26 protein-coding genes and 2 tRNA genes are annotated in these 26662 nt (G+C 65.8%); 8 read left to right on the plus strand and 20 right to left on the minus strand.

What is annotated here, in order from left to right; all coding sequences use genetic code 11:
• The 8 genes from NTCA1_RS21790 to NTCA1_RS21825 form a co-directional block, all read right to left on the minus strand.
• The gene (locus NTCA1_RS21790; protein WP_236549514.1) at positions 1 to 1263 is read right to left on the minus strand and encodes a class I SAM-dependent RNA methyltransferase; all 1263 of its coding nucleotides are present in this window, start codon (positions 1261 to 1263) and stop codon (positions 1 to 3) included.
• A complete protein-coding gene (locus NTCA1_RS21795; protein WP_159831826.1) occupies positions 1260 to 2672 on the minus strand; it encodes an NAD(P)H-hydrate epimerase in 1413 nt (470 codons plus the stop codon). The genes NTCA1_RS21790 and NTCA1_RS21795 overlap by 4 nt, the downstream gene beginning before the upstream one ends.
• The gene (locus tag NTCA1_RS21800) at positions 2644 to 3015 is read right to left on the minus strand and encodes a hypothetical protein (protein ID WP_236549515.1); all 372 of its coding nucleotides are present in this window, start codon (positions 3013 to 3015) and stop codon (positions 2644 to 2646) included. The genes NTCA1_RS21795 and NTCA1_RS21800 overlap by 29 nt, the downstream gene beginning before the upstream one ends.
• A gap of 124 nt (positions 3016 to 3139) precedes the next feature.
• Positions 3140 to 4996, minus strand: a complete 1857-nt coding sequence (ilvD, locus tag NTCA1_RS21805) for a dihydroxy-acid dehydratase (protein WP_159831828.1) — start codon at positions 4994 to 4996, stop codon at positions 3140 to 3142.
• Between the two features lie 138 nt (positions 4997 to 5134).
• The gene (locus NTCA1_RS21810; protein WP_236549516.1) at positions 5135 to 5716 is read right to left on the minus strand and encodes a DUF805 domain-containing protein; all 582 of its coding nucleotides are present in this window, start codon (positions 5714 to 5716) and stop codon (positions 5135 to 5137) included.
• Positions 5717 to 5781: 65 nt separating this feature from the next.
• The gene (locus tag NTCA1_RS21815) at positions 5782 to 6504 is read right to left on the minus strand and encodes an N-formylglutamate amidohydrolase (protein WP_159831829.1); all 723 of its coding nucleotides are present in this window, start codon (positions 6502 to 6504) and stop codon (positions 5782 to 5784) included.
• A gap of 11 nt (positions 6505 to 6515) precedes the next feature.
• The gene (locus NTCA1_RS21820) at positions 6516 to 7328 is read right to left on the minus strand and encodes a 4-(cytidine 5'-diphospho)-2-C-methyl-D-erythritol kinase (RefSeq protein WP_159831853.1); all 813 of its coding nucleotides are present in this window, start codon (positions 7326 to 7328) and stop codon (positions 6516 to 6518) included.
• 322 nt (positions 7329 to 7650) lie between these two features.
• Positions 7651 to 9300, minus strand: a complete 1650-nt coding sequence (locus NTCA1_RS21825; protein WP_159831854.1) for an electron transfer flavoprotein-ubiquinone oxidoreductase — start codon at positions 9298 to 9300, stop codon at positions 7651 to 7653.
• A 90-nt stretch (positions 9301 to 9390) separates the two neighbouring features.
• Here NTCA1_RS21825 and NTCA1_RS21830 point away from each other — a divergent pair, with 90 nt between their 5' ends.
• The 3 genes from NTCA1_RS21830 (at position 9391) to moaB (ending at position 12566) form a co-directional block, all read left to right on the plus strand.
• The gene (locus NTCA1_RS21830; RefSeq protein ID WP_159831830.1) at positions 9391 to 10155 is read left to right on the plus strand and encodes a uracil-DNA glycosylase family protein; all 765 of its coding nucleotides are present in this window, start codon (positions 9391 to 9393) and stop codon (positions 10153 to 10155) included.
• 97 nt (positions 10156 to 10252) lie between these two features.
• Positions 10253 to 12049, plus strand: a complete 1797-nt coding sequence (locus NTCA1_RS21835) for a lytic transglycosylase domain-containing protein (protein WP_159831831.1) — start codon at positions 10253 to 10255, stop codon at positions 12047 to 12049.
• On the plus strand, positions 12039 to 12566 hold the full coding sequence (moaB, locus tag NTCA1_RS21840; protein ID WP_133083800.1) for a molybdenum cofactor biosynthesis protein B: 528 nt from the start codon (positions 12039 to 12041) through the stop codon (positions 12564 to 12566). Before NTCA1_RS21835 ends, moaB begins: the two co-directional genes overlap by 11 nt.
• A 92-nt stretch (positions 12567 to 12658) precedes the next feature.
• On the opposite strand, the gene NTCA1_RS21845 is transcribed toward moaB, so the two are convergent.
• Complete coding sequence (locus NTCA1_RS21845) at positions 12659 to 13501, minus strand: arylamine N-acetyltransferase (protein ID WP_159831832.1); 843 nt, start codon at positions 13499 to 13501, stop codon at positions 12659 to 12661.
• 124 nt (positions 13502 to 13625) lie between these two features.
• Positions 13626 to 14264 (minus strand): thiamine phosphate synthase, encoded by a 639-nt coding sequence (gene thiE / locus NTCA1_RS21850; RefSeq protein WP_086493585.1) that lies wholly within the window; start codon positions 14262 to 14264, stop codon positions 13626 to 13628.
• A gap of 212 nt (positions 14265 to 14476) precedes the next feature.
• On the opposite strand from thiE, the gene NTCA1_RS21855 reads away from it, so the two are divergent.
• Entirely contained in the window at positions 14477 to 15079 is a 603-nt protein-coding gene (locus tag NTCA1_RS21855; RefSeq protein WP_159831833.1) for a hypothetical protein, read from the plus strand.
• Positions 15080 to 15141: 62 nt separating this feature from the next.
• Here NTCA1_RS21855 and NTCA1_RS21860 read toward each other — a convergent pair whose 3' ends face one another.
• The 6 genes from NTCA1_RS21860 to tkt all read right to left on the minus strand — a co-directional run bounded on the left by NTCA1_RS21860 (position 15142) and on the right by tkt (position 22061).
• Positions 15142 to 16053, minus strand: a complete 912-nt coding sequence (locus NTCA1_RS21860; RefSeq protein WP_159831834.1) for a fructose bisphosphate aldolase — start codon at positions 16051 to 16053, stop codon at positions 15142 to 15144.
• Between the two features lie 81 nt (positions 16054 to 16134).
• Positions 16135 to 17220 (minus strand): acyltransferase, encoded by a 1086-nt coding sequence (locus tag NTCA1_RS21865; RefSeq protein ID WP_159831835.1) that lies wholly within the window; start codon positions 17218 to 17220, stop codon positions 16135 to 16137.
• Between the two features lie 137 nt (positions 17221 to 17357).
• The gene (gene pgk, locus NTCA1_RS21870) at positions 17358 to 18557 is read right to left on the minus strand and encodes a phosphoglycerate kinase (protein ID WP_086493590.1); all 1200 of its coding nucleotides are present in this window, start codon (positions 18555 to 18557) and stop codon (positions 17358 to 17360) included.
• Complete coding sequence (locus NTCA1_RS21875; RefSeq protein ID WP_086493632.1) at positions 18554 to 18973, minus strand: MOSC domain-containing protein; 420 nt, start codon at positions 18971 to 18973, stop codon at positions 18554 to 18556. The genes pgk and NTCA1_RS21875 overlap by 4 nt, the downstream gene beginning before the upstream one ends.
• Positions 18974 to 19048: 75 nt before the next feature.
• Positions 19049 to 20056: a type I glyceraldehyde-3-phosphate dehydrogenase gene (gene gap / locus NTCA1_RS21880; protein WP_086493591.1), complete on the minus strand. Its 1008-nt coding sequence runs from the start codon at positions 20054 to 20056 to the stop codon at positions 19049 to 19051.
• 16 nt (positions 20057 to 20072) lie between these two features.
• On the minus strand, positions 20073 to 22061 hold the full coding sequence (tkt, locus tag NTCA1_RS21885; protein ID WP_159831836.1) for a transketolase: 1989 nt from the start codon (positions 22059 to 22061) through the stop codon (positions 20073 to 20075).
• Between the two features lie 246 nt (positions 22062 to 22307).
• Here tkt and NTCA1_RS21890 point away from each other — a divergent pair, with 246 nt between their 5' ends.
• The 4 genes from NTCA1_RS21890 to NTCA1_RS21905 all read left to right on the plus strand — a co-directional run bounded on the left by NTCA1_RS21890 (position 22308) and on the right by NTCA1_RS21905 (position 23988).
• Complete coding sequence (locus tag NTCA1_RS21890; protein ID WP_133083794.1) at positions 22308 to 22499, plus strand: hypothetical protein; 192 nt, start codon at positions 22308 to 22310, stop codon at positions 22497 to 22499.
• A gap of 4 nt (positions 22500 to 22503) precedes the next feature.
• Positions 22504 to 22863 carry a cell division protein ZapA gene (locus NTCA1_RS21895; protein WP_159831837.1) on the plus strand — a complete coding sequence of 120 codons (360 nt, stop codon included), beginning with the start codon at positions 22504 to 22506 and terminating at the stop codon, positions 22861 to 22863.
• A 293-nt stretch (positions 22864 to 23156) separates the two neighbouring features.
• A complete protein-coding gene (locus NTCA1_RS21900) occupies positions 23157 to 23771 on the plus strand; it encodes a 5-formyltetrahydrofolate cyclo-ligase (RefSeq protein WP_086493633.1) in 615 nt (204 codons plus the stop codon).
• A gap of 1 nt (position 23772) precedes the next feature.
• Complete coding sequence (locus NTCA1_RS21905) at positions 23773 to 23988, plus strand: DUF2842 domain-containing protein (protein ID WP_086493595.1); 216 nt, start codon at positions 23773 to 23775, stop codon at positions 23986 to 23988.
• Between the two features lie 114 nt (positions 23989 to 24102).
• On the opposite strand, the gene NTCA1_RS21910 is transcribed toward NTCA1_RS21905, so the two are convergent.
• From NTCA1_RS21910 to NTCA1_RS21925, 4 genes are all read right to left on the minus strand, one after another.
• Positions 24103 to 24179, minus strand: a tRNA-Asp gene (locus NTCA1_RS21910).
• Between the two features lie 89 nt (positions 24180 to 24268).
• Positions 24269 to 24345: transfer RNA gene (locus tag NTCA1_RS21915), tRNA-Asp, on the minus strand.
• 314 nt (positions 24346 to 24659) lie between these two features.
• A complete protein-coding gene (locus NTCA1_RS21920; protein WP_159831838.1) occupies positions 24660 to 25244 on the minus strand; it encodes a YdeI family protein in 585 nt (194 codons plus the stop codon).
• Between the two features lie 36 nt (positions 25245 to 25280).
• Positions 25281 to 26660, minus strand: a complete 1380-nt coding sequence (locus NTCA1_RS21925; protein WP_159831839.1) for a dihydrolipoamide acetyltransferase family protein — start codon at positions 26658 to 26660, stop codon at positions 25281 to 25283.
• Positions 26661 to 26662: the final 2 nt, after the last annotated feature.

The raw sequence follows: 26662 nt of genomic DNA on the forward strand, positions 1-26662 counted from the left end.
TCAGGCGCGCTCGAAGTAGCTCGCCAGTTCGACGTGGGTGGACCAGCGGAACTGGCCGATCGGGCGCAGTTCCACCAGCCTGAAACCGGCCTCCACCAGACGCGCCGCGTCGCGCGACCAGCTTGATGGGTTGCACGAGATATAGACCACCCGGTTCACGGTGGAATCGGCAATGCAGTCCACCTGCTCGCGCGCACCGGCACGGGGCGGATCGAGCACGACCGCCTGGAACTTGCTCAGTTCGTCGGCCTGGAGCGGATTGCGGAACAAGTCGCGGTGCGCGCTGAACACCGGCAACTGCGCACGGTCGGCTGCCGCCTTGCACGCGAAATGCGCATCGCGCGCCGCTTCGGCGGCATAGACGCGCGTCTGCGGCCCGGCCAAGGCAAGCGCGAACGTGCCGAGACCCGAGAACAGGTCGGCAACCGTCGCCGCGCCTGCCAGCCATTCCCGCGCGGCCTCGACCAGCGCCTCTTCGCCATCGACGGTGGCCTGAAGGAACGAGCCCGGCGGGAAAGGCACTTGTACCCCGCCCAGCGTGACCGTGACCGGAACCGGCTCCCACACCGTCTCGAATCCGTAGCCGCCGTCCATGGTCAGGCGCGCAAGCCCGTGCTCGCGCGAGAAGTCCAGCATCGCTTCAGTGGCCGCCAGCCCTTCGGCGGTGAGACCCTTGACCCCGAGATCGACGCCCTGGTCGGTCAGGGTCATCTCGATGTCGGCCGCCATGCGGGCCTGCTGATGCTTGGCGGGCTTGCCCGGACGGCCGCCCTTCTTCGCGGGCGCCGCCTTGCCCATGGTGATCAGCAGCTTGCGCAGAGGACCAAGCACGGCGAACAGTTCAGCCGCCATGACCGGACACTCTTCCAGTTCGACCAGCCGGTGCGATTTCGCCTCGCGGTAGCCGATGACCACGCGCCCGCCCGAACTTTCCGCGCGCAGCGATACGCGGCGGCGCGCGCCCGGCGGCGAGAGGTGGGGCGCTGCGATCTGCTCGGCCCCAAGCTCCTGCGAGGCCGAAGCATTGGCCACCCGCCCCTCGACGAAGGCGGTAAGGCTTTCCTCGTCCAGTTGCTGAAGCTGGCAGCCGCCGCAGCGTCCGAAATGGGTGCAGGCGGCCTGAATGTGGTGCGGCCCCCATTCGAGCGTGCCGTCCTCATGCAGCAGGTCGCCCGGCGCCGCGCCCCAGGCGAAGCGGCCGCTCGCGGTTATGCCGTCGCCCTTGGAGGCGATTCTCAGGATTTCTTCGGTTCCGGTAGTCACAGGCAGGCCGCTAGCGCAGCCGGGACCATTTGTCCAAGCTGACCGGCAGTGAAGGCAGGCGGCGCGCGTCTTGCCGCTTCTCCGTGGAGCCACACGCCCTCGCAGGCGGCGGCGAATCCATCTGCGCCTGCAGCTAAGCGGCTGGCGATGCATCCGGCCAGCACATCGCCGGTCCCCGCCGTGGAAAGCCACGAACTGGCGCGCGGCGCGCAGGCCAGTCTGCCGTCGGGGGCCGCGATCACGGTATCCGGCCCCTTGGCGACGACGATCATGCCCCCGGCGGCAGCCAGCGCCAGCGCTCGCTCGGGCTTGCTGCCGCTGCCGTCGCATCCGAAAGCCCGCTCCAGCGCGAGAAGCTCGCCTTCGTGCGGCGTCACCACGGTCGCCCCCTTGCGCTCGGCCAGCAGGCGCGGACCGAGCAGGACGAGCGCATCGGCATCGACCACCGCAGGCACGGCATCGGCCAGCGCCACCGCCAGCCTCTCGCGCGCCGCCGTATCGCGTCCCAGCCCCGGCCCCACCAGCACGGCCGTATTGCGATCATCCGTGAGCACGTCGATCAGCGGGCCCTGATCCACGACAAGGTCAGCCGGAACGTTGCGCTTGCTCTCGGCAAACAGCTTCACGTAGCCCGCGCCCGCCCCTTGCGCCGCCAGTCCGGCGAGAACCGCCGCGCCGGGCATCACGCCGCCGACGACAGCCAGCAGTCCGCGCCGGTACTTGTGGGCATCGGCGTCAGGCGCCGAAAGCCTCGGTCTGGAGACGGCGATGGCGGCGCTCTCCACCGGCCCGACACCGATCGGCACCAGCCGCAAGGTGCCCATCCTGGCCGTGGAAGGCATCAGGAAATGCGCGTATTTCCATGCACCCAAGGCGATCGTGAGGTCATAGAGCGGCAGGACCTCATTCAGCACCATGCCCGTATCGGACTGGACGCCACTCGGCAGGTCAACGGCCACCCGGTGATGATGCGCCGCCGCGAGCCTGCTCAGAAGCGCGAAATCTTCAGCCGAGAGGGGGCGGGTCAATCCGCTGCCGTAAAGGCAATCCACGAAGACGTCGCCTTCGGCCGCACCGTCGGGTCCCGTTACCGTGCCGTGATAGAGCGCGCGGGCGTTCCGGGCCGCATCCGTCTGCGGCTCGCTCGCCGCAACGACGGTGACATGGCCGCCCCGCGCCCGGATCGTCTCGGCAATCACATAGCCGTCGCCGCCGTTGTTGCCGGGGCCGCAGAGCACGGTGACCTTGCGCCCGGCGCAGATCCGCCAGATCCACTCCGCCGCGCCCTGCCCTGCTGTCCGCATCAGGGCATCGACCGAAGATCCTTGCCGGATCAGCTCCGCTTCCGCCTCGCGCATCTGCGCGGCGGTGAGAATCTGGTTATCCTGTGGGCTCTGGCTGGGGCGCATCGGGCTTCCTCGTAGCGGGGAACAAGTAGCGGTCCGCCCCGAGGCTGACGTCGAGCCGGTCACCGTCCAGCCTTGTTACCGCCACTTGCGCCCCATCCGCAACCGCCAGGCCGCTACCGTCGGTCATGACCGCGAAGCGCCGGAAGCCGCCATCGGGATGATGGACCACCAGCACGAGCCGCCCCTGCTCTTCCGCCCGCTCCACCGCGCAGACCGGCTTCAACTCCGCCGAACCGGCAACGGCACAGGCGATCCGCTCGCCGCCTTCCGCCTGTTCGGGGGCCTTATCGCCTGCCGAGCAAGCCGCCAGGGCAAGGAAGGGCAAAGCGATGCAGAGTTTCATGGCCATGGTGCCTTGTTACCGGGGCCATGGGCCACAAGCCAACGCCATGTGCGAGGCAGACCAAAATGGGACATCCTCGTCGTCCCGGACTTGATCCGGGACGACGGCTGCCTCTACCTCCCAATCAACGCCGCTTGAGCTGCGTAACGTCGCGCACGGCGCCCTTGGCGGCGCTGGTGGTCATCGCCGCATAGGCCTGAAGCGCCGCCGAAACCTTGCGCGGGCGCGGGTGGACCGGCGACCATGCATCGGCACCGCGTGCCTCCTGCTGGGCGCGGCGATGGGCCAGCACTTCGTCCGAAACCATCAGGTTGATGGTGCGGCCGGGGATGTCGATCTCGATGGTGTCGCCGTTCTCGACAAGGCCGATGGCGCCGCCCTCTGCCGCTTCCGGCGAAGCATGGCCGATCGAGAGGCCCGACGTGCCGCCCGAGAAACGGCCGTCGGTCAGCAGCGCGCAAGCCTTTCCGAGGCCCTTCGACTTCAGGTAGCTGGTCGGGTAGAGCATTTCCTGCATGCCCGGCCCGCCGCGCGGTCCTTCGTAGCGGATGACCACGACGTCGCCCGCGCCGACCTGCCCGCCGAGAATCCCGGCAACGGCAGCATCCTGCGATTCGTAGACTCGCGCGGTGCCAGTGAACTTCAGGATGCTGTCATCCACGCCCGCCGTCTTCACGATGCAGCCGTCCAGCGCGATATTGCCGTAGAGCACCGCAAGGCCGCCATCCTGGCTGAACGCATGTTCCTTGCTGCGGATCACGCCGTTCTCGCGGTCGAGATCGAGTTCTTCCCAGCGGCGGCTCTGGCTGAACGCGGTCTGCGTGGGCACGCCGCCCGGCGCGGCCTTGAAGAATTCCTGCACCGAAGGCGCATTGGTGCGCGAGATGTCCCAATGGTTCAGCGCATCGCCCAGGGTCCGCGCGTGGACGGTCGGCAGGTCGGTATGCAGCAGGCCCGCGCGGTCGAGCTGGCCGAGGATCGCCATGATGCCGCCGGCGCGGTGAACGTCCTCCATGTGGACGTCGTTCTTCGCGGGCGCGACCTTGGACAGGCACGGCACCTTGCGGCTGAGGCGATCAATGTCCTCCATCGTGAAGTCAACCCCGGCCTCGACGGCGGCAGCCAGCAGGTGGAGCACGGTGTTCGTCGAACCGCCCATGGCGATATCGAGGCTCATGGCATTCTCGAACGCCCCGAAGCTGGCGATCGAACGCGGCAGGACGCTCTCGTCCTCCTGCTCGTAATAACGGCGGCAGAGATCGACCACGAGGCGGCCCGCTTCGAGGAACAGGCGCTGGCGGTCGGAGTGCGTCGCCAGGGTCGAACCGTTGCCCGGCAGCGAGAGGCCCAGGGCCTCGGTCAGGCAGTTCATCGAATTGGCGGTGAACATGCCCGAGCAGGAACCGCAAGTCGGGCAGGCCGAACGTTCGATCGCCTGGACTTCCTCGTCGGTATAGCTCTCGTCGGCGGCGGCGACCATGGCGTCGACCAGATCGAGCGCCTGCTCCTTGCCGCGCAGCACGACCTTGCCCGCTTCCATCGGACCACCCGAGACGAAGACCACCGGAATGTTGATGCGCATGGCGGCCATCAGCATGCCCGGCGTGATCTTGTCGCAGTTGGAGATGCAGACCATGGCATCGGCGCAATGGGCATTGACCATGTATTCCACGCTGTCCGCGATCAGGTCGCGGCTGGGCAGCGAATAGAGCATGCCGTCATGGCCCATGGCGATGCCGTCATCGACCGCGATGGTGTTGAATTCCTTGGCAACGCCGCCTGCTGCCTCGATCTCGCGCGCAACCATCTGGCCCAGGTCCTTGAGGTGGACGTGGCCGGGCACAAACTGCGTGAACGAGTTCACCACGGCGATGATCGGCTTGCCGAAGTCCCCGTCCTTCATGCCCGTCGCGCGCCAGAGGCCACGCGCGCCCGCCATGTTGCGGCCGTGGGTGGAAGTGCGGGAACGATAGGCGGGCATTGTGCGAACTCCGGGACTGGTCATGGGTGCGGACGCTGCGAAAAGCGCCCTCTCGCCGCGCCCCTACGCCATGTCCATGACTTTTGCGAGGCATAAAATTTCCCGAAATGCGCTTTTTGCTTTTCGGATCGTGCGAGATTAGTCGGAAGGCCGCGCGCCGTAACGATTGTCGCCAAGTGAGCCGGAGCGGGCCAGCAGCAGGATCAGCACGCCCAAGGTGCCAAGGTAGCAGAGGTTGTTCAGGAACAGCAGGGCGAAGAGCCGCGTATCGAAGCCGGGGTCGGCAAAGAGCACCGGCATTTGCGAGAACCCGAACAGCAGGAACGGCAAGGGCAGCAGCCCCCATGCCCCGGAGCGCCCGGTATCGTGGAGCCGCCTGACGAGCGCGGCGGCGATCAGCACGATCAGCAGGGCCATGGCACCTTCGAGCACCGCCACGAACGGCCCCATATCGGGCATGAGTTCGGGATGATGCCCCTCTATGGCGATCTCGTAATGGCCCTGAGCCGACGTGCCTAGGCCCGACGTAATCGTGGCCTGTTCGGGATGCTCCAGCGCGAACTTGCGCATCTTCGCCATGGAGGCGAGCGTCATCGGCATCACCGCCACAAAACCGCCGACAGCCGCCAGTCCTACGACCACGCCCGCCCAGGGCCAGAACCGCGCGCGCGTCTCCCGGCCGGAGAATTTCGCCATCCGCACAAGGTGATAACCGATCATGCTGCCCCTGATCAAGCTTGGGGGAGACTATCGCCGCGACCGGAAAACGACAAGCTGGCAGGAATTCAGCCCAGTTGCGCGACCACGCCCCGGCACAACCGCGTCATGCGATCGGCCCAGAGCGCTTGCCCGGCCGCATCGGCGATCTGGTCCTGACGGATCTCGATGCTGAGATAGGCGCGGCCATGGGCCTCGGCATGCCGGTTCATCGAGGAATTGAGGATCCGTCCCGAATAAGGCTCCTGATCGCCCACGGTCAGCCCTTCGGCTTCGAGCATCGGGATCGCGATGCGGGCAGCGCGGTCGTCCTCGTTGTAGAGAATGCCGATCTCCCAGGGACGCGGCTTGTCGCATGTCGCAAGGCCCGGCGTGAAGCTGTGGAGCGAGACGATCAGGGCTGGCGGCGCGCGGTCCAGCAGGCTTTCCAGCGCCGCGTGATAGGGATCGAAATACTCGGCGACCCGCGCGGCACGGCCTTCGTCGCCGATCATGTTGCCGGGGATCGCGTAGCCGTCCGAGACCACGGGAAACATGCCGGGCATGCCGATGTCGCGATTGAGATCGCAGACCAGCCTGCTGATTCCGGCGAGCCAGGCCGAGGTCCCCGCCGCCACCATCCGCTCCGCCACGGCGGCAACGCCGATGTCGATCGCGATATGCTGGTTCATCAGCTCTTCGGGAATGCCGAGATCGATGCCTTCGGGCACATGGTTGGAGGCATGATCGGCGATCACCAGGACCCCGCCCTCGACCGGCGTGCCCAGCAGTCTGTAAACCTCGGTCGTCATGGCATGAGTGCTCAACGCAGTTTCCCGGATAGCTGCCACCAGTCGGCATGATCGGCGGCCAGTGTAGCAGCGGCGCGGCTTAAGGCTTCCTGACTCTCGTAGAGCGCAAAGCACGTCGCGCCCGAGCCGGACATGCGGGCCAGGAACGGCCCAGTGTCCCGAAGCGCAGCCAGAACATCCGCGATTGCAGGGCATATGGCGATGGCCGGCGCTTCCAGATCGTTGCGGCCGGAGAGCGCGATCTCCCGGAGCGTTCCTTGCGGCATGGCCCCGCGATCCTGCCCGTCCCAAGCCGCGAACACCGGGCCGGTCGGCAGCGGCAGGCGCGGGTTTACCAGCAGGACAGGACAGTGCTGGAGGTCGTTCTCGGCCACTTCGGCAAGCTCGGTGCCCGTGCCGGTGCCGATGCAGGGGCGCGAGAGCACACAGGCAGGCACGTCCGCGCCCAGCCTTGCGGCGCGCGCGTGCCAGTCCTCCGGCAGACCGTGCGCGCGCTCGACCATGCGAAACACCGCCCCGGCATCCGCCGAGCCGCCACCGAGCCCCGCCGCCACCGGCAGGCGCTTTTCAAGATCGACCGCCCAGCCCCGCCCGTGCGGGAGTGCCGTCAGCGCCTTGGCCACGATGTTGCCGAAGGGATCGTCGATCTTCGCAGCGAACTCGCCGCGGGTGGAGAGCCGGTCGGCCTCGGCGGGAACGGCCGTCAGCTCGTCCCCGGCATCGACGAAGGCGAACAGCGTTTCGAGTTCGTGATAGCCGTCCTCCCGCCGCCTGCGGACGTGGAGCGCGAGATTGATCTTGGCATAGGCGGTTTCGGAAATCATCGCACCGTCCATGGCGCGCGGCACGCGGAGAGGCAAGCCGCACCTTGGCCTCTGCGCTTCTGACGCACTGTGACCTCGACACGGACCCCCGTCATCCTGAACTTGCTTAGCTTCGCTGGCCTACGGCTCAGGATCCATTGCGCAGCCTGCGCAGAGCCTCGAACAGCGCGCCGCCAGTGCCGCTGGTGAAACGACGATTCGGCGCAGAAGGCCCGATGGATCCTGAGCCGTAGGCCAGCGAAGCTAAACGAGTTCAGGATGACGAGCGGAATTACGGGAGGTTACGCAAAAAGGGGGAAGCATCTGCCTCCCCCCTTCGCGTTCACATATTGGGATAGTTCGGCCCGCCGCCGCCTTCCGGCGTGACCCATTCGATGTTCTGTGTCGGGTCCTTGATGTCGCAGGTCTTGCAGTGGACGCAGTTCTGCGCGTTGATCTGGAGCTTCATGCCTGAACCGTCCGGATCGACGAATTCGTAGACCCCCGCCGGGCAGTAGCGCGATTCCGGCCCGGCATAGAGTGGCAGGTTGATCGCGGTCGGAACCGTGGGATCCTTGAGCTTCAGATGGACCGGCTGGTCTTCCTCGTGGTTGGTGAACGAGTAGGACACGCTGGTCAGGCGGTCGAAGCTGATCACGCCATCGGGCTTGGGATAGGCGATCGGCTGGTAGAGATCGGCGCGCTGGAGCGTCGAGGCATCGGTGTGATGCTTCATCGGCTTGGCGAGGCCGAAACCGAACAGCGTGCGCAGCCACATGTCGGCGCCCGCCAGCACCGTGCCGATCTCGCCACCCCACTTGGCGACCATCGGCTCGGCGTTCTGGACGAGCTTCAGTTCCTTGGCGATCCAGCTTTCGCGCACGGCGGTATCGTATTCGCCCAGCGTGTCCTGCTCGCGGCCCGCCTTGATCGCCGAAGCGATCGCCTCGGCCGCCAGCATGCCGCTCTTCATCGCGGTATGGGTGCCCTTGATGCGCGGCACGTTGACGAAGCCCGCCGAGCAGCCTGCCAGCACGCCGCCGGGGAAGGCCAGCATCGGCACCGATTGCCAGCCGCCCTCGTTGATCGCGCGCGCGCCGTAAGCGACGCGCTTGCCGCCTTCCAGGATCGCGCGGATGTCCGGGTGCTGCTTCCAGCGCTGGAATTCCTCGAAAGGATAGACGTAGGGATTCTTGTAATCGAGCGCGGTCACGAAGCCGAGCGCCACCTGGTTGTTGGCCTGGTGGTAGAGGAAGCCGCCACCCCAGCTGTCGGTCTCGCTCATCGGCCAGCCCTGGGTGTGGATCACCCGGCCGGGGACGTGCTTGTCGGGATCGATGTCCCAGAGTTCCTTGATGCCGAGGCCGTAGATCTGCGGCTGGCAATCCGCTTCCAGGTTGTACTGCGCCTTCAGACGCTTGGTCAGGTGGCCACGCGCGCCTTCGCAGAATACGGTGTACTTGCCCAGCAGGTTCATGCCGGGCTGGAAATCGCCCTTGGGATTGCCCTCGCGGTCGACGCCCATGTCGCCGGTCTGCACGCCGATGACGGCGCCCTTGTCGTCGTAGAGGATCTCGGCGGCGGGGAACCCGGGGAAGATCTCGATCTCCAGCGCCTCGGCCTGTTCGGCCAGCCAGCGGCAGAGATTGCCCAGCGAACCGGTATAGTTGCCGTCGTTGGACATGAACGGCGGCATCACCAGATGCGGCAGGGAGAACTTCTTCTTCTTGGTGAGGTGCCAGTGCCAGTTGTCGGTCACCGGAGTCTCGGCCAGCGGGCAGCCGTCCTCGCGCCAGCTGGGCAGCAGTTCGTCCAGCGCCTTGGGATCGATCGTCGCGCCCGAAAGGATGTGTGCCCCGATCTCCGAGCCCTTCTCCAGCACGCAGACCGCAAGCTCGGAATCGAGCTGCTTCAATCGGATCGCCGTCGCCAGACCCGCGGGCCCACCGCCCACGATGACGACGTCATACGGCATCTCTTCGCGTTCAATCATGTCCACCCGTCAGGCCCCTGGCTTTAGTCGCTCGATTAATTTTCTCGAATTGCCTTGATTGGTGGAAGCCGAGAGGTCAAGACCCACGCGATGGATCAGGCTCCAAATCGGCAATTTCTGGACGATATCACGGGTGCGCTTGGCTGGTGGCGCGAAGCGGGGGTCGATTTCGACTTCCTGGACGCGCCCCGCCAATGGATCGTGCCCGAGGATGAGCAGGACGAAAACGGCGAGCGTCTGCCGCCGCGCCGCCGCCCGGCGGTGGAGGAAAACGCGCCTCCGCCCATGCCGACGCGAATCGATCCCGCGCTTCTGCCTGCGGACCTTTCGGCATTTCGCGAATGGTGGATGCGCGAATCGCTGCTGGACGACAGCGACCCCAGCGGCCGTATCGCCCTGCGCGGCGAAGCGGGCGCCAAGCTCATGATCGTGGTCGAGACCCCAGAAGCGCAGGACAGCGACGAACTGCTGACCGGGCCGCAGGGCAAGCTGCTGGACGCCATGCTGGCCGCCTTCGGAACCGAGCGCGAGCAGGTCTACCTCGCCAGCGCCCTGCCACGCCACGATCCGGTGCCGGACTGGCGCCTGGCCGCTGAGCGCGGGGTGGGCGATGCGCTGGCCCGGCACGTTAACCTTGTCTCTCCGCAGCGACTCGTCGTGCTTGGCGGCAACGTCCTGTCGCTCATCGGCCACGAATCACCGCAACGCGCTGCCGTTTTAAGACAATTTCATCATGAAGGACGGGATATACCGCTTCTGGCCGGGTGGGGACTCGCCGCGCTGATGCAACAACCGCGCGCGAAGGCGAGCTTCTGGAACGCTTGGCTTGAGTGGACGAAAGTCGAAAACGGATAAATCGAATTAACCGTGCCGGAAGGTTCAGAGTCCTAATGGACCGTGCCCCCGGTGAGCGGGTCGCACGATGCGGGGAACGAACTTGAAACGATCTGGCATGGAGAGAAACCGCAAGGGAGCATGGCGCACCAGCGCAGCACTTGCCGTTCTCGCCGTCATGTCCGCCGCTGGCGCAAGCCCGGCATCGGCCAACAGCGCCGCCGTGGAATATTTCCGCACGCGCGCGGACAATACCGCGGTACCCTCGCTGCTCAGCCAGGACGACCGCGCCTTCTACAAGCAGGCTTTCGACGCCGTCGATTCCAAGGACTGGGCATCCGTGCAGCGCATGCTGACCGATCGCCCGGACGGCCCGCTGCACCAGCAGCTTCGCGCCGCCTACTACCTGGCCTCGGGATCGCCGAAGATCGAGCTTCCGGCCCTGCAGTCCTGGCTGGCCCAGGGCACCGAGCTGCCCGGCGCCGACCAGATCAGCCGTCTTGCCCTGAAGCGCGGCGCGCTCAGCGTTCCCTCGCTTCCCTCGGAGCAGCAGTTCGCCCGCCTGCCGACCATGGCCAAGCGCGTGCGCCCCTCCTCGATCGACGACGGATCGATGCCGGCGATGATCGCCAGCGGCATCAACGACCGCATCAAGGCCGACGATCCCTCCGGCGCGCGCCTCCTGCTGGACGGCATCGATGCCGGCCTCAGCCCTTCCGCCCGCGCCGAATGGCGGCAGAAGGTGGCCTGGAGCTTCTACATCGAAAACCAGGACGCGCAGGCCTACCAGCTTGCGCAGCTTGCCGCGATGGGCACCGGCCCCTGGGTCGGAGAGGCATGGTGGACCGCAGGCCTCGCCGCCTGGCGCCTGGGCGATTGCGACGGCGCCGCCGATGCCTTCGACAAGACCGCCAAGTCCTCGGAAAATTCCGAGCTGACCAGCGCCGCCCATTACTGGCGCAGCCGCGCGCTGGTGCGCTGCCGCAAGCCCGAGCAGGCCTCCGCCGCGCTGCGCCTTGCCGCCGCGCGGGACGAGACGCTCTACGGCATGCTCGCCGCCGAGCAGCTCGGCATGAAGCTGCCCGAACAGCATGCCGCCGCCGACTTCACGCAGAACGACTGGCAGCTGCTGCGCACCAACAGCAATATCCGCACCGCCGTGGAACTGACCGAAATCGGCAAGGACAGCCTTGCCGACGAAGTGCTGCGCCATCAGGCGCGGATCGGAACGCCCGGCCAATATGCCTCGATCAGCCGCCTCGCGCGCGATCTCGGCTTGCCTTCGACCCAGCTGTGGATGGCGTATAACGCCCCCTTCGGCGGCAAGCCCGAACCGGCAAGCCGCTTCCCGACCCCGAAGTGGACGCCCGTGGGCGGATGGAAGGTCGATCCGGCCCTCGTCTACGCCCATGCCCTTCAGGAATCGATCTTCCAGACCAGCGTCGTCAGCCCCGCCGGGGCGCGCGGCCTGATGCAGATCATGCCCGCCGCCGCGCGCGACCATGCCTCTTCGCTGGGCGTCGTCGGCAATGCCGGGGACCTCAACAAGCCCGAAGTGAACCTCGCCTTCGGCCAGCGTCACCTGGAGATGCTGAAGAACGATTCGGGCACGCAGGGCCTGCTGCCCAAGGTCATGGCCGCCTACAATGCCGGCCCGCTACCGGTGCGCCGCTGGAATTCGGAAGTGAACTGCCAGGGCGATCCGCTGCTCTGGATCGAATCGCTGCCTTACTGGGAAACGCGCGGCTACGTGAACATCGTCCTGCGCAACTACTGGATGTACGAGCGTCAGGCCGGCGGCCAGTCGGAAAGCCGGATGGCGCTGGCACAGGATATGTGGCCGACTTTCCCCGGCCTTGGCGGCTCGCAGGCGGTTCGCATGGCGTCGAATGGAGCCATTCTGCGTGGCCATTGATCCCGAGCGCGTCTTCAAGCCGATCAATATCGCCGTACTGACCGTTTCGGACACCCGCGTGCCCGAAACGGACACTTCGGGCGACATCCTGGTCCAGCGCATCCGCGATGCCGGACATGTCCTGGCGGATCGTGCGATCGAACGGGACGATGCCGAAGTGATCGCGGCAAGGTTGAACGCCTGGATCGACGACCCGAAAGTGGACGCCGTTGTCTCCACCGGCGGCACCGGCCTTACCGGCCGCGACGTCACGCCCGAAGCCATCGACCGGGTGAAGGAGCGCGACATTCCGGGATTCGGCGAGCTGTTCCGCTGGCTTTCCTACAAGACCATCGGCACCTCCACGGTCCAGTCCCGCGCCTGCGCCGCTGTCTCGCGCGGGACCTATATCTTCGCCCTGCCCGGCTCGAACGGCGCGGTGAAAGATGGCTGGGACGGCATCCTTGCCGAACAGCTCGACAGCCGGAACCGGCCCTGCAACTTCGTGGAACTGATGCCGAGGCTCAGGGAGAAGTAGGCGCGGCGCTGGGCTGCCCTGGCATCCACACGCTTGCCAAGCCGCTTACCCGGTCCGCCACTACCCACCTTTCGTCAGGGGTGGAAAGCCAATCAGCGGAAAATCGGCAACTTAGCGGCCTCGTCATCGCTGAGCGCGATGCCGAAAGTGCCGCGCAGCAAGGCGGCATAGTCCGCTGCGGTTTCGATCTGCCGAACCTCGCTCACTCCGTCACGGCTGCATGTGAACTGGCGATCGCTGAGCGAGGCGAACCCGCCCTCCAGCACTACGCTGGCGACGCAGACGGTGGTGAAGCGCGTGGCCGGACGGGTCGAAGTCCAGTGGCTGGACATCTCCAGGTCGTCCTGCGCCACGTCGCTCAGATCGAAGACATATTGCGGCTGCCAGTCGCCATGCGGTGCCGCGCGGCCATCGGTGGCGCTGGCCGGCCCTGCCCGCTCCAGACGCCATTCTCCGCCCAGCGATCCCCGCTCTCCGCTGCGCAGAAGACGATGCCATGCCCCGTCCGAGGTCTGGACTTGCGCGCCGTCTTCCAGCGGCAGGGGCGGGACGTAGCTACCCCCGAACCCGGCATCGGCGATCCAGGCCTCGCCGCCGAGATTAACCAGCAGCAGCGTATGGGTTCGCGGTGGCACCACGCCTTCGCCCAGCCCCAGCAGGACCCGCGCCAGCAAGGGCCGATTGACCAGTCCGAGCGCGCCAAGCGCATCGGAAAACAGACGGTTCTGCTCGAAGCAATAGCCCCCGCGCCCGCGCGTCACCAGCTTGTCGAAGACGCTCGCGCTGTCGATGCGAATGCCCTCCCCCAGCAGGATCGCCAGGTTCTCAAAGCCGATCGAGCGGCGATGGGCCATCTGGAGCGTCGCCAGCCCCTCGGGCGAAAGTGCCGGATGGCCCGTCAGACCGATGCGAGCGAGATAGCGATCGAGATCCATGGGAGCCTCTCTGCCGGGCCTGTCCCTGCGGGCAAGCCTGTGGATAACCTGTTCGAAACCTGGGGGCTGCCTGTGGAGCGGCTGTGGGCCAGGCGTGGAAAGACTGTGGACGACCGCTTCGGGATCAGCCCTGCGCCGCGGTCATCGCCTCGTGGAATGCCTTCACCGCCGCGACTTCGTCTCCGTTCCAGACCGCGCCGGAAACCGCCAGAAAGTCCGCGCCTGCCTTGACCAGCGCGCCGCAGTTCTCCGGCGTGATCCCGCCGATGGCCACGCAGGGAATCTCGAAGATCGCCTGCCACCATTCGAGCAGGTCCAGCCCGGCCATGTGCTTCACCTGCTTGGTGGTGGTCGGGAAGAAGGCGCCGAAGGCCACGTAGTCGGCACCGGCCTCGCCCGCGTCCATCGCCAGGTGGCGGCTGTCATGGCAGGTCACGCCGATCTGGGCATCGCGGCCGAGCGCATTGCGGGCTTCCTCCACGGTGCCGTCTTCCTGGCCGATGTGGACGCCGTCGGCACCGAGGCGCTTGGCGAGACTGATCGAATCGTTGACGATGAAGGCCGTGCCGCGATCGGCGCAGATCTTCTGGAGCGGTTCCGCCAGCCGCGCCGCTTCATGCTGGTCGAGATCCTTGACCCGGAACTGGAACGCAGCGACCGGGGCTGCTTCCAGCGCGCGCGCCAGACGTTCGGGAAATTCGCCTCCCACTTCGAGCGGCGAGATCAGGTAGAGCTGCGTCGGTTCGCGTTCGATTTCTTCCATGCCAGCGGCCCTAGAGCATTTTCCGGCCGGGCGAAATCTCCTGACAGCCATGAAAATGGGGCAAACGAAGATAAATCGATGCCCGGGAAAGGGCTTCGTCATTCTGCCAAATCGGGTAGTTAGGGGCAAACCGGGTAGTTAGGGGAAGGTTCAGCCGCGATGCGGTCTGTTGCCACCATCGGTTAGTCCCGGCCGGAAACTATGTGAGGATCATGAGACGACGCGCCTTATCGACCGCCCTATCGCTCGTAACGGCTCTCGTCGCGCTTTCGGCCTGCCGCATCATCCCGGAATCGCCGCAAGGCCGCGCAGCGCCGCTGCCCGCGCCTGCCGAGACGAGTCCCACGGCACCGGCACCGGACATGCCCGGCCCCGATCCCCAGACGCTGCCTGACCAGCAAGTGCCTGATCGACTCCCGTCGCCGGCAGGTACGCAGCCGCCCACCGATTTCTACACGCCGCAGGCATCGGCCCAGCCACCTGCCCCCGCCGGGCCTTACAGCGGCCCGCCTCTGGCCTATACCCGGATCGGCGAGACCATCTATGTCGACGGCCCGCGCGTGACGCCGCTCGCCCTGCTGGAAGACAGCCGCTGCGCCGAGGGCACCCAGTGCGTCTGGGCCGGACGGCTGCGCGTCCGGGTGCGCGTGGACCTCGGCTCAGGTCCGCGCGAAATGGAAATGACGCTTGGCCAGCCGGTCCAGGTTGCCGACGGTCAGCTCGATCTGCTGGATGCCCTGCCACGGCCGGTGGCGGGCAGCAAACCGGCACCTTTCGCCTATCAGTTCGGATTCCGCTTCATGGGCGGCCTCTGAGCAACAAGAAAGGGCGGCGCCTTGCGGCACCGCCCTTCCATCAAAGCGAAACCCGGCAGGGATCAGGCGGCTGCGGCTGCATCCACCTTCTGGGTCGAACCCTTGTAGATCTCGTCGATCGCATCACCGAGGGCGGCGTCGAACTCGGCATCGCTCATCTGCGAACGCAGGTCCTGCAGCAGCGCGCGGCTGAAGCTGGCAATGATGCCCTTGTTGCGGGCCAGTTCCACGCAGGCTTCGGGACGCTCGTAACCGCCCGAGAGCGCCACCACGCGCAGCACCTTGGGGTGCGAGACGAGCGGGTCGAACGTGCCCGGCACGATCGGCAGCGAGAGCTTGAGCATGACGCGCGTGCCTTCCGGCAGGGCATCGAGGTTCTTGAGGATCTCGGCCAGGAGCAGCTTGTCGCACTCGGCGCGCGTCTCGCTCTTGATGTTTACCTCGGGCTCGATGATCGGCATCATGCCGTGCGAGAGCACCTGGCGGCCGATCTCGAACTGCTGCGCGACGACGGCAGCGATACCTTCGGCATTGGCCGAGTTGATCACCGAACGCTCCTTGGTGCCGTAGACGCCCAGGGCCTTCGACCGTTCGAGCAGGGCATCGAGCGTCGGCATCGGCTTCATCATCTGAACGCCGTTGGCTTCGTCCTCAAGGCCCTTGTCGATCTTGATGAAGGGCACCACGCCCTTGGCGATCAGGGCCTGCGGGGTGGGCACGCCGTTCACCTGCCCGTCCATCGTGCGCTCGAACAGGATCGCGCCGATCACCTTGTCCCCGGTGAATGCAGGCGATGCGATGATGCGGGCGCGCATCTGGTGGATCAGGCCGAACATTTCCTCTTCGGTCGACCAGGCGCCTTCCTCGATGCCGTAGCCCTTGAGCGCCTTCGGGGTCGAACCGCCGCTCTGGTCGAGCGCGGCGATGAAACCGTTCCCGTCGGCCATTTTGGCCGTCATCTCTGAAAATTCCATGGTTTTTCTCCTCCTAAGTTGTGTCAGCAACCTGAAACGGGCTTATTCTGCGAGGCTCCGTTTCGCAACTGCGGCAAAAGGCTATCCGTCGGTTGGGTGATCCGTTCCGACGACACGCGCCTGCTTGCGGCGGCGCAGCATGTCGGAAAGCAGGGTGCGCGCGGGAACGTCTATCCAGCGCACGCAGAACCATGCGACGGCAAGGCAGGTTCCCAGAAAGACGAAGGCCATCAGCACTTCGTCGTATTGCAGGTCGTCCTTGAAATAGCGCATCGGTTCGATCAGCGCCCAGTGGACGGCATAGAGCGCGAAGGACACCTCGCCCACGAACCAGGCCGCCGGAGCCAGCCTGCGAGACGGCTCCACGCGCGATCCCAGCCAGACCAGCAGGGGCGAGATCACCAGCGTGCAGGCCAGGTCGTAATGCGCGGCTGCCAGCCATTTGGGATCGGCCAGCAACATGACGGCGATGGCGACAAGGCATAGCAGACCGGCCAAGGTCGCCGGGCGGTGCGCGGGCTGGCGTAGCTGCGCGATCAGCATTCCGGCGCAGAAGGAATAGAGCGTGCGGGCAAGCGCCAGAGGCCACTCCCCCCAGACCGCGCCGATATTGCCCGATCCATTCTCCAGCACCGCCGGCGCGAACAGCCATGCGCTGGCCAGGCAGACCGCCACCAACGCCACGCGCGGCAGGCGGAACAGCAGCACGACCATCGCCAGATTGGCGACCAGCTCGTAGAACAGCGACCAGGCCGGGACATTGAGCGGGAACAGCGTGCCCGTCAGCGGAGAAGGCAACATCGCGGCATTGATGCCCGTGCTGATCAGAATGGTCCTGAGCGGCAGCGAGGTGTCACCGCCGGTATGGAGACGAACAAGGCCCACCGTGGTCGTCAGCAGCACGCCGACGAGGAACAGCGGATAGAGCCGCACCAGGCGCTTCATCATGAATTGGCCGGTGCCCATGCCTTCCTGCCAGCGCGGCAGGTAGCTGGCGCAGAGCACGAAGCCCGACAGCGCGAAGAAGAAGTCCACCGCGACGTAGCCGTGCGGTGCCTGGGAGATGTTGAAATGAAACAGCGCCACGGCAAGCGCGGCGATCCCGCGCATGCCGTCGAGCGTTACGTAGCGATCGTGCCAGGGCGGGCGGGCGGTCTTGGTGGACATCTTCCTCTCGTCGTCCCGGACCTGATCCGGGACCGCTGGCAGTTCTTGAGGCGATAGCTATCGCGTGCGTGCCCAGCCTTGAAGCGGGCTGTTCACCGCCAGCGGTCCCGGATCAAGCCCGGGACGACGTTTTTTTTTTACGCCGAAAGCGCGGCGACTCCAGGAAGTTCCTTGCCTTCCATCCATTCGAGGAAGGCGCCGCCTGCCGTCGAGATGTACGAGAAGTCACCGGCCACGCCCGCGTGGTTGAGAGCGGCAACCGTATCGCCGCCGCCCGCTACGGAAACGAGCGAACCCTCGCGGGTAAGCGCCGCTGCCGTCTTCGCAAGCGCGACGGTAGCCGCGTCAAAGGGCACCGTCTCGAAGGCGCCGAGCGGGCCGTTCCACACCAGCGTACGGCAGGTCTTGAGCACGTCGCTCAGGGCTTCCACCGCCAGCGGACCGACATCGAGGATCATCTCGTCGGCGGCGACTTCATGGACATTGCAGGTCCGCAGGCTGGGCGGATTGGCGGCGAATTCCTTCGACACCACGACTTCGTAGGGAAGGTGAACGGTGCAGCCCGACTGGTCCGCGGTTTCGAGAATCTCGTTCGCCGTGCCGGTGAGGTCGTGTTCGCAGAGCGACTTGCCCACGTCCACGCCTTTGGCGGCGAGGAAAGTGTTGGCCATGCCGCCGCCGATGATCAGGTGATCGACCTGGGTGACGAGGTGCTTGAGCACGTCCAGCTTGGACGAAACCTTGGCGCCGCCGACGACCGCCGCGACCGGCTTTTCCGGGGTGCCCAGCGCCTTGTCGAGCGCTTCGAGTTCGGCCTGCATCGAGCGACCCGCATAGGCCGGGAGCACATGGGCCAGTCCTTCGGTCGTCGCGTGGGCGCGGTGGGCGGCCGAGAAGGCGTCGTTGACGTAGAAGTCGGCATTGGCGGCGATCGCCTTGACGAGTTCGGGGTCGTTCTTTTCCTCGCCCTTCCAGAAGCGGGTGTTCTCGAGGATGGCGATGTCTCCGGCGCGCAGGATGCCGACGGCCTGCTTGACCACGTCACCGGCGATCTCGGGCACGAACATCACTTCCTTGCCGAGCACCTTCTCCACCGCGCCGACCACCATCGACAGCGACTGGGTGGAAACGCGCTCGCCCTTGGGGCGCCCGAAGTGTGCAAGCAGGAGCACCTTGGCGCCGCGTTCGGAAAGCTCCAGCACGGTAGGCGCGGCGGCGCGGATACGGGTATCGTCGGTAACGACGGCGTCCTGCATCGGCAGGTTGAGGTCCACGCGCACCAGCGCGACCTTCCCCGTCACGTCACCAAGGTCATCAAGGGTCTTGAAAGCACTCATCGCTCGATCCTTATCTCGTCGCCGACGGCAATCGCGCCGTCCGTCAGCACCGTGCCCAGCACGCCGCCCCGCCAGTCCGGCAGGAGCGCGGCCTTGAGCCCCGGCGCCACTTCTTCCATGCGGCTGCATGGGTCGCATTCCATGGTCACTGCGATGCGCAGGCTTTGCCCGATGGCGATCACGTAACCCGCCTCATGCGGGAAACGGAGCCCCTCCACCAGCAGATTGGCGCGCCGGGCATGCCATGGCGGATAGTCGCCTTCCGCCAGGCGCAAGTCGCGCAGGGCTGCCAGCCAATCCTCGGCGGCGAGCAGCGATACCTGCCTGCGCGGCACTCTTCCCGGACGCACCGCGCCGCGAAAGTCCCCCTGGACTCCCGCGGCGACAGTCACGGCGGCGGACCGCAATTCCTCCATCGGTGCGCGCGGCCTTTTCCGCCGCGCGATGCCGATCAGGCGGCCCGCCTCCATCAGGTCCTCAGAGCAGACGCATCAGAGGAACTTGGCCATCACGCCGGCCGTGTCGATCATGCGATTGGAGAAGCCCCACTCGTTGTCGTACCACGACAGGACGCGGACCAGCTTGCCTTCGAGCACGGCGGTCTCGAGGCTGTCGATGGTCGACGAATGCGCATCGTGGTTGAAGTCGATCGAGACCAGCGGTTCCTCGGTGTAACCGAGCACGCCCTTCAGTTCACCCTCGGCCGCTTCCTTGAGCAGCGCGTTGACTTCCTCGGCGGTGGTATCGCGCTTCGGCACGAAAGTCAGGTCGACGACCGAGACGTTCGGGGTCGGCACGCGGATCGACGAACCGTCGAGCTTGCCCTTCAGGTCGGGAAGAACGAGGCCCACGGCCACGGCGGCGCCGGTGCTGGTGGGGATCATGTTCATCGCGGCGGCGCGGGCGCGGCGCGGATCCTTGTGGATCTGGTCGAGGATCTTCTGGTCGTTGGTGTACGAGTGGATCGTGGTCATCAGACCGCGCTCGATACCGATCTTCTCGTTCAGCACCTTGGCGAAGGGCGCCAGGCAGTTGGTGGTGCAGGAAGCGTTCGACACGACGACGTGCTCGGCGGTCAGCTCCTTGTGGTTCACGCCGTAAACGACGGTGAGGTCCACGCCCTTGGCCGGAGCCGAGACGAGCACGCGCTTGGCGCCCGCGTCGATGTGCTTGCCGGCGCTTGCCTTGTCGGTGAAGAAGCCGGTGCATTCGAGCACGATGTCCACGCCCTGCGCGGCGTGCGGCAGGTTCGCGGGGTCACGCTCGGCCGTCACATGGATGCGCTTGCCGTTGACGACGAGGTCGGTGCCGTCGACTTCCACGGTGCCTTCGAAAGTACCGTGGACGCTGTCGCGCTTGAACAGGAGGGCATTGGCCTGGGCGTCGGCCAGATCGTTGATCGAAACCAGCTCGAGGTCATGGTCCGTGCGTTCGAGAATTGCGCGGGCAACATTGCGCCCGATACGTCCGAAACCGTTGATCGCAACCTTGGTCGCCATTGGTATGTTCTCCTCTTTAAACGCTGAGCTTGTTGAGAATCTTCGGGACGATCGCTTCGACAGAGAAGCCGAAGCGCGCGAACAGATCCTTGGCCGGAGCCGAGGCGCCGAAGCGGTCGAGACCGATGTTCAGGCCGCCGTTGCGGCTCTGTGCGGTGTAACGCTCCCAGCCCATGGTCGTGCCGGCCTCGATCGAGACCTTCAGGATCGACGCGTCATTGGGCAGGATCTCGTGCTGGTAGGCTTCGTCCTGCGCGGCGAACAGTTCCATGCACGGCATCGAGACGACGTCCGCGCCGATGCCCTGCGATTCCAGCTCGTCCTTCACCTTGACCGCCAGCTCCACTTCCGAGCCGGTGGCGATCAGGATGACCTTGCGGTCGGCCTGGGCATGGCGAAGCGTGTAGGCACCGCGCGCCGAAAGCATGTCGCCGGTCTTGCGCAGCTGCGGCAGGTTCTGGCGGGTAAGCGCCAGCACCGAAGGCGTGTCCTGCGACTCGAGTGCAATGTTCCAGCACTCCGCCGTCTCGATCACGTCGGCGGGACGGAACACGTAGAGGTTGGGAATAAGGCGCATCGACATGACATGCTCGACCGGCTGGTGGGTCGGGCCGTCTTCGCCGAGGCCGATCGAATCGTGGGTCAGCACGTAGATCGCGCGGGTCTGCTGCAGGGCCGAGAGACGGATCGCATTGCGGCAGTAGTCCGAGAAGATCAGGAACGTGCCGCCGTAGGGGATCACGCCGCCGTGCAGCGCCATGCCGTTGAGCGCCGCGGCCATGCCGAATTCACGGATGCCGTAATAGACGTAGCGGCCGCCGTAGTTGTCAGGCGTGAACGGTTCCTGGCACTTGGCCTTGGTGTTGTTCGAGCCGGTAAGGTCGGCCGAACCGCCGACCATCTCGGGCACCGCAGGCGCCAGCACGTTCAGCCAGTTTTCCGAGGCCTTGCGGGTGGCGACGGTGGCGTCGCCTTCCAGCCACTCGGCCAGCTTCGCACGGATCGCGTCGGTTTCGGGCAGTTCGCCGGCCATGCGGCGGCTGAACTCGTCGGCCTTGTCCGAAGCGGCAAGGCGGGCAAACCACTCGGCATTGGCAGCAGCGCCCCTTTCGCCGAGCGCGCGCCAGTCGGCCAGGATTTCGGCGGGGATTTCGAAAGGCGCCGAAGTCCAGCCCAAGTATTCGCGGGCAGCGGCCACTTCGGCATCGCCCAGCGCGGCGCCGTGAACATCGTGGCCGCCCTGCTTGTTGGGGGCACCCTTGCCGATAACGGTCTTGCAGGCGACCAGCGTGGGCTTGTCCGAAGCGGCAGCCTGGCCCAGCGCGCGTTCGATGTCGGCATAGTCATGGCCGTCGCACTCGAACACGTCCCAGCCCGAAGCGCGGTAGCGCGCCGGGATGTCTTCGCTGGTCGAAAGCGACGTGTCGCCGTCGATGGTGATCTTGTTGTCGTCCCATAGGACCTTGAGGCGGCCCAGCTTGAGCGTACCGGCCAGGCCGATGGCTTCGTGGTTGATGCCTTCCATGATGCAGCCGTCACCGGCGATCACCCAGGTACGGTGATCGACCAGCTCGTCTCCGAACGTGGCGTTGAGCTGGCGCTCGGCCATGGCCATGCCGACTGCCATGGCCAGCCCCTGGCCCAGCGGGCCGGTGGTGCATTCCACGCCTTCGATCAGGAAGTTTTCCGGGTGCCCCGCGCAGACCGAGCCGAGCTGGCGGAAATTGCGGATGTCTTCCATCGTCGGGCTGGCATAGCCGGTCAGGTGCAGCAGCGAGTAGATCAGCATCGACCCGTGACCCGCCGAAAGCACGAAGCGGTCGCGGTCCGCCCACTTGGGCTGGGCGGGGTCGAACTTGAGGAACTTCGAGAACAGGACGGTGGCGACGTCGGCCATGCCCATGGGCATGCCGGGGTGGCCGCTGTTGGCCGCCTGGACAGCGTCCATCGAGAGCGCCCGAATGGCATTGGCCATCGGCGCGAGACGGTCAGCAGCAAGGGTCATCGTGAAGGCTCCGAAAACGGAAAAGAATGGGACGATTCGAACTTGCCGACCCCCTTTAGGGCGAGGCCGCCTCCCGTCAAGTTCACCTAAGGAGGATTGGCCTGCCCCGTATATGGGGACTTGTACATATATGTGCCAATCACATGACGGCACTTGAGCCTCGACTGATCGAAAGCCCTGTGAACAAGGCCAAGAGGTTGATTGCCTTTTGGCGGTTTCACGGTAGCGCAGGCGGGAATGGAAAAGGTGACGAACGAGGCCGCGACAGAGCAGGCAGTCGACAGAATTCGGGCCGCACTGGCGCGGCTCGAACGGGCGGTTTCGCAAAGCCGCGACTTGCAGGAGCGTCATGTCCGCCTGCGCGGATCGGTTGAGGAAACGCTGGGCGAGATCGACGCCCTCCTCGCCCAGAACCTCTCCTCCCGGCAGAAGCCCTGAGGCGATGGCGAACATCACCCTTACGATCGGCGGGCGCGAATTCATGCTCGCCTGTGCGGACGGCGAGGAAGCCCACCTCACCGGGCTCGCCGGGATGATCGACGAGAAACTGGCCCAGGCCGGCGTCGTCGGGCAGACCGAACCGCGCATGCTGCTTTTCGCATCGCTGATGCTGGCGGACGAACTGCACGAGCTGCGCCAGCGCGTCGCCCTTCCCGAACCGGCCCCCGAGCCCGTTCCAGCGCCGGCCGCAACTCCTGGCGAACCGGTGATCCCGACCGTTCTGGTCGACGAACTCGTGCGAATTGCCGATCATGTCGAAAATCTTGCCGACCTCCTTGAGCAGCGCGCGCCGAACGCCTAAATAAGGCGTGACGGGATCTGCCCGGCACGAGCCGTTCGAACATCCCTGAGGCTATAAGCAATCCAATGGGGGCTGTCCCTGCCCGGACCCTGGTCCGACGCACATGGTCCCCACCTGACGTCGAGGCGTCAGAGGATTTCTAGGCAACCGACCCATGGTGGACCCGTCACCCACTTCCCGGCCCGGAAGAGCCCTTCCGGCCTCATCCTTTTCGGCATCCGCAATGCCGTAATTCCGACATGCCGCGAAGGACCTTCGGTGGTATCGTCGCGGCCCTGACCGACCTTGCAGGAATGGGACCCACGGTGGATTCGTCGCCTCCTTTCTCCCCTACGATCGAAAAAAGCGCCCTGCGCAAGATGCACCGGGCCGCGCGCGCCGAACATGTCGCCGCGCTGCCGCACGGCATGCGGGCGCTCGTTCTCAACCGCCCGCCCGCCCCCGTCGCGGAAATGATGCCCGAGGGCCTCACCATCGGCCTCTACGCGCCGATGGGCGACGAGGCGCCGGCCTTCGGGTGGGCGCGCTGGCTTTCCGAGCACGATCGTCGCATCGCCCTGCCCTGGTTCGCCGCGCGTGACAGCGCCATGGAATTTCGCGAATGGGCCAACCCCTTCGACGAAGAGCAGCTGACCATCGGCCCCTGGGGCGCGCTTCAGCCGCTTGCCGATGCGAAGCCGGTGGTTCCCGCGATCGTCGTCGTGCCGCTCATCGCCTTCACTGCCCAGGGGCACCGGCTCGGCCAGGGCGGCGGCCATTACGACCGCTGGCTGGAAGCCAATCCCGATGTTCCGGCGATCGGCCTTGCCTGGGATTGCCAGTTGGCCGAAAGTCTCCCGATCGAGCCGCACGACCGCATTCTCGATGCGGTGGTGACGCCGACCAGAATATACGAGGGAGAGATCTGACTTGCGCGAGACCCCGACCTGGCGAATCCCCATCGGGGTCCTCGGCCTGCTCATCGCCCTTTGCGTCTACGGACTGCTGATCGCGCGATACCTGCCGCCGGTAATCGGAAGCTGGCATGCGCTGCTCCAAACGCCGATCTATCTCGCGCTGGGGGTGATCTGGATATTGCCGCTGAAGCGCTTCCTGATCTGGATGGAGACCGGGCGCTGGGGATGATTCCCCGGCGCTTCTTTTTTGCGGCTATCCGCCGGCGGCCAGCGGACAAAAGAAAAGGCCGGGCGTGAACCCGGCCTTTTTCGTTTCATTGCCTTTCCACTTCCCTTAAGGAAGTGGCGCGAGTGACGGGGCTCGAACCCGCGACCTCCGGCGTGACAGGCCGGCACTCTAACCAACTGAGCTACACCCGCGCAGCAATGTATGTGAGGTTTTTAGACTACCTCAAGTCGCTGGATTACCAGCATTTTCCCCTGCCTGTCACAGACAGGAAAACCCCAAGTGGCGCGAGTGACGGGGCTCGAACCCGCGACCTCCGGCGTGACAGGCCGGCACTCTAACCAACTGAGCTACACCCGCGTTCTTGCGGTTGCGTCCGCTTGGGAGGCCGCCCTCTATGTCAGCACCGGGTGGCTGTCAACGCGATATTCCAGCCCCATGAAGTTTTTTAACGACCGAACCGCGACTAGCCTGTGGACAGTTTGGCCGGAGCACCGATTTTAGCGCCGATTTTGCGATTTTCGCCTTCGAGACCGTCATTCGGGTGGCTCGAAAAAGGTGAAAAAAATTTCGGCAGAGACGAATCCGCTGCGAAGCGTACGCATAAACCGTCCCCTATTTGCCCCCTATGAGGGGAACCGATCGAAAATTGATGGTGCGCCACAAACAGAAAGTCAGGAAGACTTGCGCGGCTTCTCGTACTTCCAGTTGCGTGTCTTGCCCTCTGCGATCCACTCGGCAGCCTGTGCCATGCGCTTTTCCCGTGTCGCGGCAGTCTTCGCGTCGGTGATCCATTCCAGATAATCGCGCCTGTGCGAGGGCGCGAATCGCTCGAAGGTCGCTTGCACGCCCGGCACCGCCGCGAGCATGGCGGCGAATTCTGTAGGTATGGGGATTTCCGGCCGAGGCTTTCGTTCAGCCCGTACCGTGCCAGCAGGACGGCCGCCCAGGATACGATCCGCCGCTTCGCGCAGGAGTGCCGTCAATTCGGCCTCGCGCGGCATGTCCGCCTCGCATGTCACGCGGATGAAGCGGCGCGACATGGCATCCCCGTGGATACCGAAAGCGCAATGCGCCTTGAACGCACTCATCCCGGCGACGTTCTTGCCCCGAACTGTAAAGTGGGGGACGCTCCACTTGATGGCCTCCTCGGCCTCTGGAAGCGCCCTATGCGCCATGTCACGGAGCCGTTCGAGCAAGGGACGCAGCGGCTCGGCGGATTGGGCGACATAGTCATCGACACGAGAATCCCTGGCCATATCCGCTGCTCCACTGCGCCACCCTAACCCGTCAGCCTAACCCGCCAGAATAAGCGCCGGCGCCTCGATCAGTTTCTTGAGGTCCTGCGCGAAGCTGGTAGCATCCCAGCCGTCTACCACGCGGTGGTCGCAGGACATCGAGATATTCATGATCTTGCGCTTCTCGATGCGCTCCACGCCGTCGGCGCCCTTCACGAACATCGGCCGTTCGACGATCCGGTTCGGACCGATGATCGCGACTTCCGGGCGGTTGATGACCGGCGTGGTCGCCACCCCGCCCATCGGCCCGAGCGAGGTCACGGTGATCGTCGAGCCGGAAAGCTCAGACGATTTGGCCGAACCGTCGCGGGCTGCATTGGCAAGGCGGCCTATCTCGGTGGCGAGCTGCCAGAGGTTGCGGTCCTGCGCATCGCGAATGACCGGGACCATCAAGCCTGCGGGAGTCTGCGCCGCCATGCCGAGATGGACCGAACCATAGCGCGTCACCACGCCCGCCTCGTCATCGTAATGCGCGTTGAGCATCGGATACTTGGGCAGCAGCTTGCAAATTGCGGTGATCAGGAACGGCAGCATCGTCAGCTTGGGACGCCCATCCACATTGGCGCCCCGCCCCGCATTGAGCTGCGCGCGGGTTTCCTCCAGCGCGGTCACGTCGAATTCCTCGACATAGGCGAAATGCGGGATCTGGCGCTTGGATGCGGCCATGTTCTCTGCAATGCGGCGACGCAGGCCGATCACGCGGACCTGTTCGTCCTGTCCCTTGCGCCCGGCAGGCTGGAAGCCGCCCGAGGCATTGTAGGACAGGAAGGCGTCGAGATCGGAGTGACGCAGGCGGCCGTCCTCGGCCGGGCGCACTTCGCCAAGGTCGATGCCGAGATCGGCGGCGCGCTTGCGTACTGCCGGGCTGGCCATGACTTTGGCCTGGGTGCTTGAGGGTTTGGCCGCGGGCGTGGGCGTGCGGGCTTCGACAGGCTCAGCCTGAGCGGGTGTGGGGGATCGGGCGGGCGTGGGAGGCGCACCTCCCCCCACGTCCGCTCGTGCTGAGCCTGTCGAAGCACTGGCCACCACGCTCTCAACACGCGCAATATCGCCCGCATCCGGCGTTTCCGCCTCGATCCGCTGCTCCACCACTTCATCGTTCGGCGCAGGCCCGCGATCGACCTCGTTGCCAGTGCCTTCGACCTCGATCACCACCAGCGGCGAACCGATGGCGATGACATCCCCTTCGGCGCCCGCCACTTCGACGATCACGCCCGAGACCGGGCTTTCCATCTCGACCGTCGCCTTGTCGGTCATCATGTCGGCAAGGCGCCCGTCTTCCTCGACCGTGTCCCCGATCTTGACGTGCCAGGCGACGATCTCGGCCTCGGCGATGCCTTCGCCGATGTCGGGCAGGCGGAATGTGAAACGACCCATCG

Source organism: Novosphingobium sp. TCA1 (assembly GCF_009811895.1).
In the GTDB taxonomy this organism is placed as follows: Bacteria; Pseudomonadota; Alphaproteobacteria; order Sphingomonadales; family Sphingomonadaceae; genus Novosphingobium; species Novosphingobium panipatense_A.

Bases quoted from the DNA above. Each gene is read 5' to 3' on its own strand.
- NTCA1_RS21875 (WP_086493632.1), bottom strand. From the start codon at position 18,973: ATGGAGGAATTGCGGTCCGCCGCCGTGACTGTCGCCGCGGGAGTCCAG.
- NTCA1_RS21845 (WP_159831832.1), bottom strand. From the start codon at position 13,501: ATGGATCTCGATCGCTATCTCGCTCGCATCGGTCTGACGGGCCATCCG.
- NTCA1_RS21830 (WP_159831830.1), top strand. From the start codon at position 9,391: ATGGATCAGGCTCCAAATCGGCAATTTCTGGACGATATCACGGGTGCG.
- NTCA1_RS21825 (WP_159831854.1), bottom strand. From the start codon at position 9,300: ATGATTGAACGCGAAGAGATGCCGTATGACGTCGTCATCGTGGGCGGT.
- pgk (WP_086493590.1), bottom strand. From the start codon at position 18,557: ATGAGTGCTTTCAAGACCCTTGATGACCTTGGTGACGTGACGGGGAAG.
- NTCA1_RS21865 (WP_159831835.1), bottom strand. From the start codon at position 17,220: ATGTCCACCAAGACCGCCCGCCCGCCCTGGCACGATCGCTACGTAACG.
- NTCA1_RS21835 (WP_159831831.1), top strand. From the start codon at position 10,253: ATGGAGAGAAACCGCAAGGGAGCATGGCGCACCAGCGCAGCACTTGCC.
- ilvD (WP_159831828.1), bottom strand. From the start codon at position 4,996: ATGCCCGCCTATCGTTCCCGCACTTCCACCCACGGCCGCAACATGGCG.
- NTCA1_RS21925 (WP_159831839.1), bottom strand. From the start codon at position 26,660: ATGGGTCGTTTCACATTCCGCCTGCCCGACATCGGCGAAGGCATCGCC.
- NTCA1_RS21895 (WP_159831837.1), top strand. From the start codon at position 22,504: ATGGCGAACATCACCCTTACGATCGGCGGGCGCGAATTCATGCTCGCC.
- NTCA1_RS21815 (WP_159831829.1), bottom strand. From the start codon at position 6,504: ATGACGACCGAGGTTTACAGACTGCTGGGCACGCCGGTCGAGGGCGGG.
- NTCA1_RS21820 (WP_159831853.1), bottom strand. From the start codon at position 7,328: ATGATTTCCGAAACCGCCTATGCCAAGATCAATCTCGCGCTCCACGTC.
- NTCA1_RS21855 (WP_159831833.1), top strand. From the start codon at position 14,477: ATGAGACGACGCGCCTTATCGACCGCCCTATCGCTCGTAACGGCTCTC.
- gap (WP_086493591.1), bottom strand. From the start codon at position 20,056: ATGGCGACCAAGGTTGCGATCAACGGTTTCGGACGTATCGGGCGCAAT.
- NTCA1_RS21860 (WP_159831834.1), bottom strand. From the start codon at position 16,053: ATGGAATTTTCAGAGATGACGGCCAAAATGGCCGACGGGAACGGTTTC.
- NTCA1_RS21810 (WP_236549516.1), bottom strand. From the start codon at position 5,716: ATGATCGGTTATCACCTTGTGCGGATGGCGAAATTCTCCGGCCGGGAG.
- NTCA1_RS21795 (WP_159831826.1), bottom strand. From the start codon at position 2,672: ATGCGCCCCAGCCAGAGCCCACAGGATAACCAGATTCTCACCGCCGCG.
- NTCA1_RS21800 (WP_236549515.1), bottom strand. From the start codon at position 3,015: ATGAAACTCTGCATCGCTTTGCCCTTCCTTGCCCTGGCGGCTTGCTCG.
- NTCA1_RS21920 (WP_159831838.1), bottom strand. From the start codon at position 25,244: ATGGCCAGGGATTCTCGTGTCGATGACTATGTCGCCCAATCCGCCGAG.
- thiE (WP_086493585.1), bottom strand. From the start codon at position 14,264: ATGGAAGAAATCGAACGCGAACCGACGCAGCTCTACCTGATCTCGCCG.
- tkt (WP_159831836.1), bottom strand. From the start codon at position 22,061: ATGACCCTTGCTGCTGACCGTCTCGCGCCGATGGCCAATGCCATTCGG.
- NTCA1_RS21900 (WP_086493633.1), top strand. From the start codon at position 23,157: ATGGGACCCACGGTGGATTCGTCGCCTCCTTTCTCCCCTACGATCGAA.